This window comes from Nissabacter archeti, assembly GCF_018257325.1.
Lineage (GTDB): Bacteria > Pseudomonadota > Gammaproteobacteria > Enterobacterales > Enterobacteriaceae > Chimaeribacter > Chimaeribacter arupi.
In genome coordinates, this window is sequence record NZ_JAERKB010000006.1 from 240,796 (window position 1) to 257,215 (window position 16,420).

A 16,420-nucleotide genomic window follows, 5' to 3' on the forward strand; every position below is an offset into this window, starting at 1 on the left:
GCCATACGGTGAACGGTTAATTAATATAAAATAGCGTGTATCATAGTCTTTTTGGTCGCAACGAGCGATAAAAGCCGGTTTAAGTGAGGCGCAGTGAGTAAGAACAAACTGTCTAAAGGTCAACAACGTCGTGTATCCGCCAACCACCAGCGGCGTCTGAAAACAGACAACCGCAAGGAGCTGGATGATTCCCTGCATGGCGATCCGCAAGAGGGGATCGTGATCAGCCGCTTCGGCATGCATGCAGATGTTGAAGCCGCCGACGGCACCCAGCATCGCTGCAACATCCGGCGCACCATCAAATCGCTGGTCACCGGCGACCGGGTGGTGTGGCGCGCGGGCAAAGAGGAAAATACCAGTGCCAAGGGCATCGTTGAGGCGGTGCATGAGCGCGAGTCGGTGCTGACCCGGCCCGATTTTTATGACGGCGTAAAACCAATCGCCGCAAACATTAACCAGATCGCCATTGTCTCGGCGATCCTGCCTGAGCTGTCGCTGAATATCATCGACCGCTATCTGGTGGCCTGTGAAACGGTCGAAATTGAGCCGCTGATCGTCTTAAACAAGATCGACCTGCTGGACGCCGCCGGCCGCCGCGCAGTGGATGAGGCAATGGGTATCTACCAGCGTATCGGCTACCGCGTGCTGAATGTCTCCAGCCAGACCGGCGAAGGCATGGAAGCGTTCAAACAGGCGCTGACAGACCGCATCAGCATTTTTGCCGGGCAGTCCGGCGTCGGCAAATCAAGCCTGCTGAACGCCCTGCTGCCGCCGGAGGAAAAGCAAATTCAGGTAAATGCCGTTTCCGATGTCTCAGGACTTGGGCAACATACCACCACCGCATCCCGCCTGTACCATTTCCAATATGGCGGCGATGTGATTGACTCGCCGGGCGTGCGTGAGTTTGGCCTGTGGCATCTGTCACCGGAGCAGGTCACCCAGGGGTTTATTGAGTTCCGCGACTATCTGGGCGGCTGTAAATTCCGTGACTGCAAACATGGCAGTGACCCAGGCTGTGCCATCCGGGCGGCGGTTGAACGGGGCGAGATTGCCAGAGAGCGCTTCGAGAATTACCACCGTATCCTGGAAAGTATGGCGGAAGTCAAAGTCCGCAAAAGCGCTGACGAGCTCTGACGCGCACGCTTTCGCGCCCTGTCTGAAGGAACAGACTCTGTGCCGCTGCCGTAAGGCGGCGGCGCTTCACGTCTGGAGACCAGACAAATATTGAACACCATGCCCTGCGCCGCTACAATGCGCGCCCCTTATCCCGAGGCATGTCACATCCTATTGAGAGGCATCTGTGCTGGACAGTATCAAAATCAAATTACAGTACCTTCTTCCTAAACAGTGGCTTACCCGCCTGGCTGGTTGGGGGGCAAATAAACAGGCCGGCGCGCTGACGCAACTGGTCATTAATCTGTTTGTGCGTCACTACAAAGTGAATATGCAGGAAGCGCAACAGCCGCAGATTTCTGCCTACCGCTCTTTCAATGAATTCTTTATCCGCCCGCTGCGTGACGGTGCGCGCCCGGTCGTTGCCTTGCCGCAGCAGGTCTGCCTGCCGGCGGACGGCGTGATAAGCCAGCTTGGCCCCATCGACAACGGCCAGATTTTCCAGGCCAAAGGGCATTACTACAGCCTGGAAGCGCTGCTGGCCGGGAACTATATGCTGGCTGCCGAGTTCCATGACGGGTTGTTCGCCACCACCTACCTGGCCCCGCGTGACTACCACCGCGTACACATGCCGTGCGACGGCACCCTGCGTGAGATGATTTACGTACCGGGCGACCTCTTCTCAGTGAACCCGCTGACGGCGGCCAACGTGCCGAACCTGTTTGCGCGTAATGAGCGGGTTATCTGCGTGTTTGACACCGAATTCGGGCCGATGGCGCAGATTCTGGTCGGTGCGACGATTGTCGGCAGTATTTCCACCGTCTGGGCCGGCATCATTAACCCACCGCGGCCGGGCATTATCCAGCGCTGGACGTACGCACCGGCCGGCATTGAAGGCGCGGTGACGCTGGAAAAAGGCCAGGAGATGGGGCACTTCGCACTGGGGTCGACGGTGATTAACCTGTTCCCGGCCGGAAAAGTACGCCTTGAGCCGCAATTGGCCAACGGCAGTGTGACCCGTATGGGCGCACCTTTTGCTGAAATCCTCCCCTCCCCGGCGCCGTAACTGTTTTTACCAAAGGAATTCCCCCGTGCGTTTCCTCGCTGCCCTGCTGATCAGTCTGCTCTTTTCCCTGCCGCTGTATGCGGCATTCCCCCCTGACCAGGGGCAGCTTGAACAAGAGCTGAAACAGGCAGAAGCCAATAAGGGCGCGCCAAATCAGGCTGAGATTGTCCAGGCGCTGCAAAGCGCCCTTAACTGGCTCAGTGAAGCCCGGGCTTCCGCCGTCCGGGCTGCCCAGTACCAGAAAATCATCGATGACTTCCCGCACCTGACCCAGACCCTGCGCCAGCAAGTGACGCAGGAGAGTGAAAAGCCGCTGGACGTTAACCAGAACCTGCCCGCCACTGACCTCGAACAGCAGATTTTGCAGGTCAGCAGCCAGCTGTTGGATCAAAGCCGCCAGTTGCAGCAGGAGCAGGATGCCTCGCGTGACATCAGTGATTCCCTGAGCCAGATCCCGCAGCAGCAGTCTGAAGCGCGCCGGGTGCTGAGTGACATTGATGCCCAGTTGCAGGCCCAGGGCGCCCCCACCACTCCGCTGGCACAGGCACAGCTTTATGCACTGCAGGCTGAGGCCACGGCGCGCAAAGCGAAAGTTGATGAGCTGGAACTGGCGCAGTTGTCGGCCAATAACCGGCAGGAGCTGTCACGCATCCGCTCAGCGCTGTATAAGCACCGCCACGACCGGCTGGATGCGCAATTGCAGGAGCTGCGCAATATCCTCAACAGCCAGCGCCAGCGTGAGGCGGAACAGGCGCTGGAGCGCACGGAGCTGCTGGCGGAACAGAGCGGCGATCTGCCGAAGGTCATCAGTACCCAATTGCAGAGTAACCGTGAACTCTCTATGGCACTGAATGAGCAGGCGCAGCGGATGGATCTGATCTCCTCCCAGCAGCGCCAGGCGGCGGCCCAGACTCTTCAGGTCCGTCAGGCGCTGACCACCATCAAGGAGCAGGCGCAGTGGCTCGGCTCGTCCAACGTGCTGGGGGAAACGCTGCGGGCGCAGGTGGCGCGGTTGCCGGAGATGCCGAAGCCGCAACAGCTCGACCGGGACATGGCCCAGCTGCGGGTGCAGCGCCTGCATTATGAGGAGTTGCTGGACAGGCAGGCGCAGTTGCGCCAGGCCAAACAAGATGACGGCAGCGCCCTGTCGGCGTCGCAGCAACGGATTCTGGATGCGCAACTGCGCACCCAGCGCGATCTGCTCAACTCCCTGCTTTCAGGCTGTGACACCCTGATCCTGGAGCTGACCAAACTGAAAGTGGCCAACAGCCAGCTGGTGGACGCGCTCAATGAGATCAAAGATGCCGCGCACCGCTACCTGTTCTGGGTGGCGGATGTCAGCCCGATAGGCTTTGCCTACCCGGTACAGGTCGCGCGTGACCTGACGCGCCTGCTCTCTCTGGATACGCTGACGCAGCTCAGCGGCGCATCACTGATGATGGTGACCAGCCGCGAAACGCTGATGCCTATTTTTGGGGCGCTGATTCTGGTGATCATCAGCATCAGCTCCCGCCGCCATTATGCGGCGTTTATGGAGCGCGCCCATAGCCGGGTCGGCAAGGTCACGCAGGATCAGTTCCGCCTGACGCTGCGCACCGTGTTCTGGTCTATCCTGGTGGCGCTGCCGCTGCCGGTGCTGTGGGCCGCCCTCGGCTATGGCCTGCGCAACGCCTGGCCTTACCCGATGGCCGTCGCGATAGGGGATGGCGTGACCGCCACGCTGCCGCTGCTGTGGGCCTTTATGATCTGCGCGTCTTTCGCCCATCCACGCGGGCTGTTTATCACCCACTTTGGCTGGCCGCAAAAAAGCGTGTCACGCGCCATGCGTTACTACACGCTCTCGATCTGGTTTATCGTGCCGTTGATCATGATGCTGATCACCTTCGATAACCTGAATGATCGGGAATTCGCCACCACGCTGGGCAGGCTCTGTTTCATCCTGGTCTGTGTGGCGCTGAGTATCGTGACCCACAGCCTGAGCCGTGCCGGTATCCCGCTCTACCTGAACAAAGAGGGATCGGGGGAAAACCTCTGCAATAAAGCGCTGTGGTGGTTCTTCCTCTCCGCACCGCTGATTGCGGCCCTGGCCTCCGCAGTGGGTTATCTGGCGACCTCTCAGGCGCTGCTGGCGCGGCTGGAAACCTCAGCGGCCATCTGGTTCCTGCTGCTGGTGGTGTACCACATTGTACGCCGCGGTATGCTTATCCAGCGCCGCCGCATCGCCTTTGACCGGGCGAAACAGCGGCGGGCAGACATTCTGGCACAGCGGGCGCGCGGGGAAGAGGACGTGGCGCACGCCAACAGCAGCGAAGGCACGATTGAGATCGAGGAACCAGTGGTGGATCTGGACGCGATCAGCGCCCAGTCCCTGCGGCTGGTGCGATCCCTGCTGACGCTGGTGGCGTTGATCTCGGTGATCGTCCTCTGGTCTGAGATCCACTCCGCGTTCAGCTTCCTGGAAAACATCCACCTGTGGGATGTGACTGAAACGGTGAAAGGGGTTGAGAATGTCCACCCGATCACCCTGGGATCGGTATTGATCGCTATCCTGGTGTTGATCATCACCACCCAATTGGTGCGTAACCTGCCTGCGCTGCTGGAGCTGGCGTTGCTTCAGCATCTCGACCTGACGCCGGGCACCGGTTACGCCATTCTGACCATCACCAAATATGTGCTGCTGTTTTTCGGTGGCCTGACCGGCTTCTCCATGCTGGGCATCGAGTGGTCAAAATTGCAGTGGCTGGTGGCCGCGCTGGGTGTGGGGCTGGGCTTTGGTTTGCAGGAGATCTTCGCCAACTTTATCTCGGGGTTAATCATCCTGTTTGAGAAACCGATCCGCATCGGCGACACCGTGACGATCCGCAACCTGACCGGCAGCGTCACCAAAATCAATACCCGTGCCACCACCATTTCAGACTGGGATCGCAAAGAGATCATCGTGCCGAACAAGGCGTTTATCACCGAGCAATTCATCAACTGGTCGCTGTCTGATTCCGTGACCCGTGTGGTGCTGACGGTGCCGGCCCCGGCTGAGGCTGATACGGCAGAGGTGACAAACCTGCTGCTCAGCGCCGCGCGCCGGTGCAGCCTGGTGCTGGACAACCCGGAGCCGGAAGTTTACCTGGTCGATATCCAGCAGGGCATCCAGCTCTTTGAGATGCGTATGCACGCCGGGGAGATGGCACACCGTATGCCGCTGCGCCATGAGATCCACCAGCTGATTCTGGCGGCCTTCCGTGAGCACGGCATTACCCTGCCCTTCCCGCCTTTCCAGGTACGGACGGATACACTGCACCGCAGCCAGCAGGGAAACACCACCGTCAGCTCGGTCAGCCGCCAGCAACGTTCCACCGGCGATCTCTGACGTTTCCACTGACCATAAAAAAGGGGCTGAATCTTCAGCCCCTTTTTATTGCGCCGACAGCCTGTTGATCAGGCGCGTTCTACGGAGAACGCAATCACTTCACTTAAGCGCTCAGCACCCAGTGCCAGCATGATCAGACGATCCACACCCAGCGCGACCCCGGCACATTCCGGCATCCCATGCGTCAGGGCGTCCAGCAGGTTGTGGTCCACCGGATGCACCGGCAGGCCCCGCGCCGCCCGGCGGCGGTTATCCTGCTCAAAACGCTGGCGCTGTTCATTGCTGTCTGTGAGTTCACGGAAACCGTTCGCCAGCTCCATGCCTTTGTAATAGACCTCAAACCGCTCAGCGACCCGGTGATCTTCCGTGCTGATCTCAGCCAGCGCCGCCTGGCTGGCCGGGAAGTGGTAAATAAACGTTGGGCGATCCAGCCCGATATGCGGCTCCACCCCGAAGGCGAACAGCATTTGCAACAGGGTATCGCGATCCTCTTCGGTCTCCGCGATATTGCTCAGATCGAGCTTTTTCGCCGCCTCACGCAACTGCGCTTTGTCTGCTGACAGCGGGTCTACATCCAGATGGCGGGTAAACGCCTGCTGGTAAGAGAGCGACTCCGCGCTGTTGCAGTCCAGCACCTGTTGCAGCAGGTCATCCACCTCGTTCATCAGGCGGTACATGTCATAGTGCGGGCGGTACCACTCCAGCATGGTGAATTCCGGGTTGTGATGGCGCCCGGACTCCTCGTTGCGGAAGCTGCGGCAGAGCTGGAAAATCGGGCCGCTGCCGGCTGCCAGCAGGCGCTTCATATGGTATTCCGGGCTGGTCATCAGGTAGAGCGGTATGCCTCCGGCTGCGCCCGGCCCAACAAATTCAGTTTTGAAAGGAACCAGGTGGATATCCGTCACCGTTGCCTGGCTCATGGCCGGGGTTTCCACTTCCAGCACCCCGCGGTCGCTAAAGAACCGGCGGATCTCAGCCATGATCGCGGCACGTTTCAACAAATTGGCGACAGGAGCGCTGGGTTGCCAGCTTGCCGTTTCGCTCATGGTCATTCACTCCGAATTCAAAAGGGGTGCAGTCTACCTGTAACCCGGACAGCAAACAAATGCGGCGTTTTATCCTGCCGGGGTTTACCGCTTAGCCCCTTCAAGGTAACAGGGCAAGCCGGTTTGAGAGCGGTTTACACTTTTCCGATCCCTGCCGCAAAACGGCTGCGGCGATCGGGATAAACCCTCGATCGCATCAATATTTACGCATTTTTGTTTCGTTATACTCGGTTCCCTTATAAAAAGCAGGCCTATATTGCCGGCGCTGAGCCTTCATTTCACCGGCACGCCCGCCCGCGGGCAGGCCGCTGATGTCCCCTGAATGGAGGAGTGCCGTGCAAACCTTTAACGCCGATCTGGCCATCATCGGTGCCGGTGGTGCAGGGTTACGCGCTGCCATAGCCGCAGCGGAAGCTAACCCCGCCCTGACGATTGCGCTGATTTCCAAAGTTTACCCCATGCGCAGCCATACCGTGGCCGCAGAAGGCGGTGCTGCCGCCGTTACCCAACCCCATGACACCACAGACTCCCATTTTCACGACACGGTGGCCGGTGGCGACTGGTTGTGCGAGCAGGATGTGGTGGAGGAATTTGTCCGCCGCTGCCCGCAGGAAATGACACAACTGGAGTTATGGGGCTGCCCGTGGAGCCGCAAGCCGGACGGCAGCATCAATGTCCGCCGCTTTGGCGGCATGAAAATTGAACGGACCTGGTTTGCCGCCGACAAAACCGGCTTCCATATGCTGCATACCCTGTTCCAGACCTCCCTGAAATACCCGCAAATCCGCCGTTTTGATGAACACTTTGTCCTCGATATCCTGGTGGATGAGGGCCAGGTGCGCGGCCTGGTTGCCCTGAATATGATGGAAGGCAGCCTGATTCAGGTACGTGCGAATGCCGTCATCACCGCCACCGGCGGCGCGGGCCGGGTTTACCGCTATAACACCAATGGCGGCATTGTCACCGGGGACGGCATGGGCATGGCGTTCCGCCACGGTGTGCCGTTGCGGGACATGGAGTTTGTGCAATATCACCCGACCGGCCTGCCCGGCTCCGGCATTCTGATGACGGAAGGGTGCCGCGGCGAAGGCGGTATCCTGGTCAATAAAGAGGGCCACCGCTACTTACAGGATTATGGCATGGGGCCGGAAACCCCGCTGGGGCAGCCAAAGAATAAATACATGGAGCTTGGCCCGCGGGATAAGGTTTCACAGGCGTTCTGGCATGAATGGCAGGCCGGCCGCACCATCAGCACCCCGCGCGGTGAGGTGGTGCATCTCGACTTGCGCCATCTGGGTGAGAAAACGCTGCTGGAGCGGCTGCCGTTTATCTGTGAGCTGGCGAAAGCCTATGTCGGCGTGGACCCGGTCAACGAGCCGATACCGGTTCGCCCTACCGCGCACTACACCATGGGCGGCATCGAAACCAATGCCCAGTGTGAGACGCGCATCCGTGGGCTGTTTGCCGTGGGGGAATGCTCCTCGGTAGGGCTGCACGGAGCCAATCGCCTCGGCTCCAATTCGCTGGCGGAACTGGTGGTGTTTGGCCGCATCGCCGGTGAGCAGGCGGCGCTGCGTGCTGTCGAGAGCACACCTGTTCCGGTGCGGGCGCTGGACAGCCAGGCGCAGGATGTAGCGCAGCGGCTGACGGCGCTGATGAATCAGCAGGGAACGGAAAAGTGGTCCACCCTGCGTAATGAAATGGGCATCGCCATGGAAGAGGGATGCGGCATTTACCGTACGTCAGCGCTGATGCAGAAAACCATCGATAAACTGGCGGAACTGAAAACCCGTTTCTCCCGCGTGGCCATCACTGACCGCTCAGGGGTCTTTAACACTGACCTGCTCTATACGCTGGAGCTGGCACACAGCCTGGATGTCGCCGAATGTATGGCGCACTCCGCCCTTGCCCGCCGCGAATCACGCGGTGCCCACCAGCGGCTGGATGAAGGCTGTACCGAACGCGATGACACCCATTTCCTCAAACATACCCTGGCGTTCTACACGCCCGGCGGCGCACCGCGGCTGGAATACAGCGACGTGAACATTACTGCCCTGCCGCCGGCAAAACGGGTCTATGGCGCTGAGTCTGAGGAGAAAACCCATGGCTGACATGACGATTACCGTGATGCGTTATCACCCGGAGTATGACAGCGCACCGCACCCAGAAACCTACACCGTGCCTTATGACGAGCAGACCTCACTGCTGGACGCACTCGGTTATATCAAAGATAACCTGTCGCCGGATCTCGCGTATCGCTGGTCCTGCCGCATGGCAATTTGTGGCTCCTGCGGCATGATGGTCAACCGCGTGCCTAAACTCGCCTGCAAAACCTTTTTGCGTGATTATCCGGCGGGCATGGAGGTGGAAGCCCTGGGCAATTTCCCGATCGAACGCGATCTGGTGGTGGATATGACCCACTTTATCGAAAGCCTGGAGGCGATTAAGCCCTACATCATCGGCAACGATCGCCAGCCGGCGGCCGGCCCGAACCGCCAGACCCCGGCGCAGATGGCGAAATATCACCAGTTTTCCGGCTGTATTAACTGCGGCCTCTGTTATGCCGCCTGCCCGCAATTTGGCCTGAACCCTGAATTCATCGGCCCGGCGGTGATTACCCTCGCCCATCGCTATAACCTCGACAGCCGCGATCGCGGCAAGGCCGCGCGGATGCCGCAGCTCAATGGCGAGAACGGCGTCTGGCGCTGCACCTTTGTGGGTTACTGCTCTGAAGTCTGCCCGAAACATGTGGACCCGGCAGCGGCTATCCAACAGGGAAAAGTGGAGAGCAGTAAGGATTTCATGATCGCCATGCTGAAGCCACGTTAAGGAGAGCACCATGATGACCACAAAACGTAAACCTTACCTCCGGGACGTTACGCCCAACTGGTGGCAGCGGCTTGGCTTTTACCGTTTTTATATGCTGCGTGAAGGCACCGCCCTGCCCGCAGTCTGGTTCAGCCTGCTGTTGCTTCACGGCCTTTACCGGTTAAAAGCCGGGCCGGCAGGCTGGGAGGCGTTTGTCCATTTGCTGCAAAACCCGGTGGTTCTGCTGCTCAACCTGATTGCCCTGGCGGCAGCCTTGCTGCACAGCAAAACCTGGTTTGATCTGGCTCCCAAAGCGGCGATTCTGATCGTCAAAGGGGAAAAACTGGGGCCGGCACCGGTGGTGCGCCTGCTGTGGGCGGTGATGATTGTGGTGTCGCTGGCAATCTTTGCCATCGCGCTGTATTAACAGGAGGAAAAAATGGACCAACATCCTAAACGCGCTGATGAACCGGTCTTTTGGGGCCTGTTTGGTGCCGGTGGCATGTGGGCGGCGCTGTTTGCCCCGGCAGTGATTCTGCTGATCGGTATTCTGCTGCCCCTGGGCCTCGCCCCGGAAGGGACGTTCAGTTATGCGCGGGTACTCGCGTTTTGCCAGAGCCTCCCCGGTCGCCTGTTTCTGTTTTTGATGATTGCGCTGCCGTTATGGTGTGGCCTGCACCGGCTGCACCATATGACGCATGACCTGAAATGGGTTATCCCGGCCGGGAAATGGCTGTTTTATGGGCTGGCAGCCATTCTGAGTGTGGTCACCGCCATCGGCGTAATGACCCTCTGATCGCGGCTTTTTGCGTAAACGGCCCGGCAGGGCCGTTTTTCATTCCGCCATCCCTCTCTTATTCATTTTTATTACCTACACTTAGGAAAGATGGATGATAAAAGGAAAGGCTATGCATCTTTGGTCAAAACTCGGCGTCATGATGACCGCATTGTTTTCGGTAGCGTGCAGCGTAAAGCCGCCGCCGGACGTTAAAGTGGTAGAAAACTTCGAGCTGCCGCGCTATCTCGGCACCTGGTATGAAATTGCCAGGATGGATCACGGCTTCGAACGCGGGCTGGATCATGTCACGGCCAACTACAGCACCCGGCCGGATGGTGGCATCAAAGTCATTAACCGCGGTTATAACCCTAAAAAGAAATCCTGGCAGGAGAGTGAAGGGAAAGGCTATTTCCTGGGTACGCCGGTACGCGCCGCGCTCAAGGTCTCTTTCTTTGGCCCCTTCTATGGCGGCTATAACGTGATTGAGCTGGACAGGAACTATCAGTATGCGCTGGTCTGCGGCCCGAATAAGAAGTATTTATGGATTTTGTCACGCACCCCTATGCTGGACGAAGTGGCGCGAACCCGCCTGCTGGAAACGGCAAAACGTTATGGGTTTGATACCAGTAAGCTTATCTGGGTAAATCAATCCTGATCGGGAAATCAGGTACGGCCACCGGCAACCGCGTGTCCGTACCTTTTATCCGCATCAGGTTTATCCGCGTCAGCGTTCAGGGTTATCTGCGTCAGCGTTACTGTGCACTGCGTTGGATAGCTTCACCGCCTGCCGATACATCCTCGCCAACACCGCGCGTGGTATTACATGCCGTCAGCGACGAGAGGAACAGCAAAGAAAACACCACCAGAATTGATTTCTTCAACATAAAAATTTCCTTCTTTTAAGGGAGTAGGTGCTTAAGCCCTTTTAGTTTAGACAAGAAAAGCAAGGAAGTAGAAAGAAGGTGGTATTTTTTAAACGGGGGAATTAACTGGCGATATGGGAAATAGCGCTGCCCAGGTGCTGTACATCCTCACCAAAGCCGCGTGCGGTGTTACACCCGCTTAATGCAGCCAGCACCACGAAAGAGAGCGCAGCCAGCCAGATTTTCTTCAGCATCGTTAACAGATTCCTGAATGGCTGCTGCAACAGGCGTTGCAGCAGCATGACACTCGGGGCGTCAGAACAACCGTTACTTCACGCGGGAAACGTATTCGCCGGAACGGGTGTCAACTTTGATCACTTCGCCACGCTGAACGAACAGCGGAACTTTTACCACAGCACCAGTAGACAGGGTCGCCGGCTTGCCGCCAGTCCCTGCGGTGTCACCTTTCAGGCCCGGATCGGTATCAGTGATTTCCAGCTCAACGAAGTTCGGCGGGGTCACTGCGATCGGCTGGCCGTTCCACAGGGTCACGATACATTCTGCCTGATCCAGCATCCATTTCGCGCTGTCACCTACGGCTTTGGCATCGGCGGCCAGCTGCTCGAAGGTTTCGTTGTTCATGAAGTGCCAGAACTCACCGTCGTTGTACAGGTAAGTCAGGTTCATATCGATAACGTCTGCGCCTTCAGCGGAGTCGGTAGATTTGAAGGTTTTCTCAACGCGGGTACCGGTCAGCAGGCGACGCATTTTAACACGTGCAAAGGCCTGGCCTTTGCCCGGCTTAACGAACTCGCTGGATTCAATGGCGTAAGGTTCGCCTTCGAACATGATTTTAAGACCGGAACGGAAATCGTTGCTAGAATAAGTCGCCATAGTGGCCCTCTGAAAAAATGTATATTGGTAGCTTAGCCAAAAAATGGCACATATTATAACCCAAAACACGGCGACGAGAGAAGATTGGTTGCAGCAACTCGCCGATGTTATTACTGACCCGGACGAGTTGCTGTCGCTGCTGGCACTCGACACCCATCCGGAACTGCATAAAGGGCGTGATGCCCGCCGCCTCTTTCCTCTGCGCGTCCCGCGCGCGTTTGCTGCACGTATGCAGCCCGGCAATGCCGCTGACCCGTTACTGGTTCAGGTGCTGACAGCCCAGGAGGAGTTCCTTGCGGCCCCCGGTTTTACCACTGACCCGCTTGATGAGCAGCAAAGTGTGGTTCCCGGCCTGTTGCACAAGTACCGTAACCGCGCCCTGTTGTTGGTGAAAGGGGGCTGTGCAGTTAACTGCCGCTATTGCTTCCGCCGTCATTTCCCGTATCAGGATAATCAGGGCAACAAAGCAAACTGGGGCAAGGCGTTGGAGTATATCCGCCTGCACCCGGAATTGGATGAAATTATTTTCTCCGGCGGCGATCCGCTGATGGCCAAAGATCATGAGCTCGACTGGCTGATTAGCGAACTGGAAGCGATTCCTCATATCAGGCGGCTGCGGATCCACAGCCGCCTGCCGGTCGTGATCCCGGCCCGTATCACTGACACGCTCTGTCAGCGGCTGGCGGCTTCACACCTGCAGGTGCTGATGGTGACGCACATTAACCATCCGAATGAGATTGATGATCACCTGCGCCATAGTATGGCACGCTTGAAACGCGCAGGCGTGACGTTGCTGAACCAGAGTGTGCTGCTGCGCGGCGTGAATGATGATGCGGATGTGCTGGCGGCTTTGAGTAATGCACTGTTTGATGCGGGCATTCTGCCTTACTACCTGCATGTGCTGGACAAGGTGCAGGGCGCGGCGCATTTCATGGTAGATGATGAAGAAGCGCGGGCGCTGGTCAAAGCGTTACTGGCTAAGGTTTCCGGCTATATGGTGCCGAAGCTGGCGCGGGAAGTGGGTGGCGAGCCGAGCAAAACGCCGCTCGATCTCCGGTTGAAACAGGCCTGAGGAAGAGATTTCAGGCGAGGTACGCCTCGCCCGGATAAGCGAGACCTATCCCTGCCGGCAACGGATTGCCGTTATGGACACTTGTAGACCTGCCCTACCATTTTGCTGTCTTTTGGTACAAAGCTGGACCAGAAATCTTCGCTTGGGCTGGTGGCGCCATAAATGACGTTACCCCCCATTGCGGCCGCCTTATTGCGGAGATCATTCGCCGCGCCGCGCATTGAACTGCCGTCACCGCTGGTGCCTGAGAACCAATTGCTCTGCGTACCGGTCACTTCGCCCACCAGCTGGCATTCATTGCCGGGTTGGGCGTCAGTAAATTTAACTTGTTGTCCGGTGCTGCTCAGTTGGTGGGTGGAGTTACAACCCGCCAGCAGCAACGCGGCCGAAAGTCCAAGAAACACGTTAATCCGCATCTTTTTCCCCATTTGGTTGAGAATCTCGCAAACCTTATCAGCATGTGCGACATGCTGGTTAAGCATCCGTTGCCGTAATGAGATGAAGCCCGGCCCATCCCGCTGATAAGTAACGCGTCGGTAGTTTACAGTTTATACGTTAATTCAGCGAGACAATGATAGATATATAGCAGCAACAATCAATTAGATGCGAATTATTCTGCACCCATAATAAAAAACCCCCGGCCTGAGCCGGGGGTTTTCATAACAGACTGTAAGGGGAACAGTCGGCAGAAATTACATCATGCCGCCCATACCGCCCATGCCGCCCATACCGCCGGCGCCCATGTCTGCTTTCTCTTCTTTCGGCAGTTCAGTGACCATGCACTCGGTGGTGATCATCAGGCCAGCCACAGAGGCCGCGTACTGCAGCGCAGAACGGGTCACTTTGGTTGGGTCCAGGATGCCCATGCCGATCATGTCGCCGTACTCTTCGGTTGCAGCGTTGTAACCGTAGTTACCTTCGCCCGCTTTCACGCTGTTAGCAACCACAGACGGTTCTTCACCGCAGTTCAGGACGATCTGACGCAGAGGTGATTCCATTGCGCGCAGCGCAACTTTGATACCCACGTTCTGGTCTTCGTTCTGGCCGCGCAGGTCAGCCAGTTTGGATGCAGCACGGATCAGCGCAACACCACCACCGGCAACCACGCCTTCTTCCACCGCAGCACGGGTCGCGTGCAGGGCGTCTTCAACGCGGGCTTTCTTCTCTTTCATTTCAACTTCAGTTGCTGCGCCTACTTTGATGACGGCCACGCCGCCAGCCAGTTTAGCCACACGCTCCTGCAGTTTTTCGCGATCGTAGTCAGAGGTCGCTTCTTCGATCTGCTGACGGATCTGGGTCACACGGCCCTGAATGGTGGTTTCGTCACCCACGCCATCGATGATGGTGGTGGTGTCTTTGTTGATGACCACACGTTTAGCCTGGCCCAGGTCTTCCAGGGTCGCTTTTTCCAGCTCCAGACCGATCTCTTCAGAGATAACGGTACCGGCAGTCAGGGTCGCGATGTCCTGCAGCATTGCTTTACGACGGTCGCCGAAGCCCGGTGCTTTCACCGCAGCCACTTTCACGATGCCGCGCATGGTGTTCACCACCAGGGTCGCCAGCGCTTCGCCTTCAACGTCTTCAGCGATGATCAGCAGCGGTTTGCCTGCTTTGGCAACGGCTTCCAGCACCGGCAGCATTTCGCGGATGTTGGAGATTTTTTTGTCAGCCAGCAGGATGAACGGGCTTTCCAGCTCAACAGCACCGGTTTCCGGTTTGTTGATGAAGTAAGGGGAGAGGTAACCGCGGTCGAACTGCATACCTTCAACCACGTCCAGCTCGTCTTGCAGGCCGGTACCTTCTTCAACGGTGATCACGCCTTCTTTACCGACTTTTTCCATCGCTTCAGCAATCAGTTTGCCTACGGTGTCATCGGAGTTAGCGGAGATGGTACCTACCTGAGCAATGGCTTTGGAGTCAGAGCACGGTACGGAGAGTTTTTTCAGTTCTTCAACCGCAGCGATAACAGCTTTGTCGATCCCGCGTTTCAGATCCATCGGGTTCATGCCAGCGGCAACGGCTTTCAGGCCTTCAGTAATGATGGATTGCGCCAGAACGGTTGCGGTAGTGGTGCCGTCGCCTGCTGCGTCGTTCGCTTTAGAGGCCACTTCTTTCACCATCTGTGCACCCATGTTTTCGAACTTGTCTTCCAGTTCGATTTCACGGGCAACAGACACGCCGTCTTTGGTGATGGTCGGTGCGCCGAAGGATTTGTCCAGTACGACGTTACGGCCTTTCGGGCCCAGGGTCACTTTTACCGCATCAGCCAGCACATTTACGCCGCGCAGCATTTTTACACGAGCGTCATTACCGAATTTTACGTCTTTAGCTGCCATTTTACTTTCCCTTAAATTCGTTCAGTTCAGTGATATACGCGTGATTACGCTTCAACAATCGCCAGGATGTCGCTCTCAGACATGATCAACACTTCTTCATTGTCGATCTTCTCGGCTTTCACACCGTAGCCATCGTTGAAAATGACGATGTCGCCTACTTTCACATCCAGCGGCTTCATTTCGCCGTTTTCCAGGATGCGACCATTGCCCACAGCCAGCACTTCACCACGGGTAGATTTACCCGCCGCGGAGCCGGTCAGAACGATGCCGCCAGCAGATTTAGACTCAACTTCTTTACGCTTGACGATAACGCGGTCATGCAATGGACGAATTTTCATTGATAGCTCTCCTTTGAGAAGGTCCATATCTGATTCAGGATAAGATGCCGTATACGCTGCGCATACCGGCCTCGTGGTGTTTTAGATGGGGGCATTAGCCCCCCCTTCAAGGGACACCAACAAAAATTTTTTTATTTTTGTCGTGTCACCGCATAACAAACAGCTAACAAAAGGTCAGCCCGCACTCTATCTTGCCGGGGCCGGCACCGCCACCCCAGCGAAACGTTTTTCTGTTACCGCTTAGTGATCGTCTTTGTGGGTATCGCGTTGTTCCAGGCGGGGGTGAGGATCATCCTTGCGCTGGTATTCGCCGTCAAAGGTGGTGCCGCCCCCCTGGCCGGGCCGGAACCCGCCGCGGGCCGTAAAGGCGAGGTGCGGCAGCAGTTTCAGCGTCAGGCGTTTTTGCACCGGCGGCAACAGCAGCAGCAACCCTAAGAAATCGGTAAAGAACCCCGGCAGCAGCAGCAGGAAACCAGCCAGCACCAGCGAAACGCTTTTCACCATCTCAGCCGCCGGGCTTTCACCCTGCGCCAGCTTCTGTTGCATCTGGATGAAGGTTTTCATCCCTTCGTTACGCACCAGCGACACCCCGACACCAGAGGTAAAGATCACCAGCAGCAGCGTCATAAAGACGCCCAGCACATGGGCAACCTGGATAAACAGGGATATCTCAATGTAGGCCAGTAAAAATATCACCAGCAACGGTAACAAACGCACCGTATTCTCCTTTCAGCAAACGCGT

17 protein-coding genes are annotated in these 16,420 nt (G+C 57.5%); 9 read left to right on the plus strand and 8 right to left on the minus strand.

Annotated features, from left to right (window positions below):
- Positions 1–93: 93 nt before the first annotated feature.
- The 3 genes from rsgA (at position 94) to mscM (ending at position 5,543) form a co-directional block, all read left to right on the plus strand.
- Complete coding sequence (rsgA, locus tag JK232_RS10080; protein ID WP_072927007.1) at positions 94–1,134, plus strand: small ribosomal subunit biogenesis GTPase RsgA; 1,041 nt, start codon at positions 94–96, stop codon at positions 1,132–1,134.
- Between the two features lie 166 nt (positions 1,135–1,300).
- Complete coding sequence (gene asd, locus JK232_RS10085; RefSeq protein ID WP_072927005.1) at positions 1,301–2,179, plus strand: archaetidylserine decarboxylase; 879 nt, start codon at positions 1,301–1,303, stop codon at positions 2,177–2,179.
- A 25-nt stretch (positions 2,180–2,204) separates the two neighbouring features.
- Positions 2,205–5,543, plus strand: coding sequence for a miniconductance mechanosensitive channel MscM (mscM, locus tag JK232_RS10090; RefSeq protein WP_212589116.1), 3,339 nt, complete (start codon positions 2,205–2,207; stop codon positions 5,541–5,543).
- A gap of 68 nt (positions 5,544–5,611) precedes the next feature.
- On the opposite strand, the gene epmA is transcribed toward mscM, so the two are convergent.
- Entirely contained in the window at positions 5,612–6,589 is a 978-nt protein-coding gene (gene epmA, locus JK232_RS10095) for an elongation factor P--(R)-beta-lysine ligase (RefSeq protein WP_212589117.1), read from the minus strand.
- A gap of 335 nt (positions 6,590–6,924) precedes the next feature.
- On the opposite strand from epmA, the gene frdA reads away from it, so the two are divergent.
- From frdA to blc, 5 genes are all read left to right on the plus strand, one after another.
- Positions 6,925–8,700, plus strand: coding sequence for a fumarate reductase (quinol) flavoprotein subunit (gene frdA / locus JK232_RS10100; protein ID WP_212589118.1), 1,776 nt, complete (start codon positions 6,925–6,927; stop codon positions 8,698–8,700).
- Entirely contained in the window at positions 8,693–9,418 is a 726-nt protein-coding gene (locus JK232_RS10105) for a succinate dehydrogenase/fumarate reductase iron-sulfur subunit (RefSeq protein ID WP_101828203.1), read from the plus strand. Before frdA ends, JK232_RS10105 begins: the two co-directional genes overlap by 8 nt.
- A gap of 13 nt (positions 9,419–9,431) precedes the next feature.
- Positions 9,432–9,824, plus strand: a complete 393-nt coding sequence (frdC, locus tag JK232_RS10110) for a fumarate reductase subunit FrdC (protein ID WP_072927380.1) — start codon at positions 9,432–9,434, stop codon at positions 9,822–9,824.
- A 12-nt stretch (positions 9,825–9,836) separates the two neighbouring features.
- Entirely contained in the window at positions 9,837–10,193 is a 357-nt protein-coding gene (gene frdD / locus JK232_RS10115) for a fumarate reductase subunit FrdD (protein WP_101836088.1), read from the plus strand.
- Between the two features lie 112 nt (positions 10,194–10,305).
- On the plus strand, positions 10,306–10,830 hold the full coding sequence (gene blc, locus JK232_RS10120; protein WP_072926997.1) for an outer membrane lipoprotein Blc: 525 nt from the start codon (positions 10,306–10,308) through the stop codon (positions 10,828–10,830).
- 97 nt (positions 10,831–10,927) lie between these two features.
- Here blc and JK232_RS10125 read toward each other — a convergent pair whose 3' ends face one another.
- From JK232_RS10125 to efp, 3 genes are all read right to left on the minus strand, one after another.
- Positions 10,928–11,059, minus strand: coding sequence for an entericidin A/B family lipoprotein (locus tag JK232_RS10125; RefSeq protein ID WP_072926995.1), 132 nt, complete (start codon positions 11,057–11,059; stop codon positions 10,928–10,930).
- A gap of 101 nt (positions 11,060–11,160) precedes the next feature.
- Positions 11,161–11,292 (minus strand): entericidin A/B family lipoprotein, encoded by a 132-nt coding sequence (locus tag JK232_RS10130; RefSeq protein ID WP_072926993.1) that lies wholly within the window; start codon positions 11,290–11,292, stop codon positions 11,161–11,163.
- Between the two features lie 73 nt (positions 11,293–11,365).
- Positions 11,366–11,932, minus strand: coding sequence for an elongation factor P (gene efp, locus JK232_RS10135; RefSeq protein ID WP_072926992.1), 567 nt, complete (start codon positions 11,930–11,932; stop codon positions 11,366–11,368).
- A gap of 43 nt (positions 11,933–11,975) precedes the next feature.
- Here efp and epmB point away from each other — a divergent pair, with 43 nt between their 5' ends.
- On the plus strand, positions 11,976–13,004 hold the full coding sequence (epmB, locus tag JK232_RS10140; protein ID WP_072926990.1) for an EF-P beta-lysylation protein EpmB: 1,029 nt from the start codon (positions 11,976–11,978) through the stop codon (positions 13,002–13,004).
- Between the two features lie 71 nt (positions 13,005–13,075).
- Here the strand turns inward: epmB and JK232_RS10145 are convergent, their stop codons facing one another.
- From JK232_RS10145 to JK232_RS10160, 4 genes are all read right to left on the minus strand, one after another.
- Positions 13,076–13,420 carry a DUF4156 domain-containing protein gene (locus JK232_RS10145; protein WP_072927378.1) on the minus strand — a complete coding sequence of 115 codons (345 nt, stop codon included), beginning with the start codon at positions 13,418–13,420 and terminating at the stop codon, positions 13,076–13,078.
- Between the two features lie 276 nt (positions 13,421–13,696).
- Positions 13,697–15,340 carry a chaperonin GroEL gene (gene groL / locus JK232_RS10150; protein ID WP_072926989.1) on the minus strand — a complete coding sequence of 548 codons (1,644 nt, stop codon included), beginning with the start codon at positions 15,338–15,340 and terminating at the stop codon, positions 13,697–13,699.
- 44 nt (positions 15,341–15,384) lie between these two features.
- Complete coding sequence (locus tag JK232_RS10155; protein ID WP_036103188.1) at positions 15,385–15,678, minus strand: co-chaperone GroES; 294 nt, start codon at positions 15,676–15,678, stop codon at positions 15,385–15,387.
- 240 nt (positions 15,679–15,918) lie between these two features.
- Complete coding sequence (locus tag JK232_RS10160) at positions 15,919–16,395, minus strand: FxsA family protein (RefSeq protein WP_072926985.1); 477 nt, start codon at positions 16,393–16,395, stop codon at positions 15,919–15,921.
- Between the last annotated feature and the right edge of the window lie 25 nt (positions 16,396–16,420).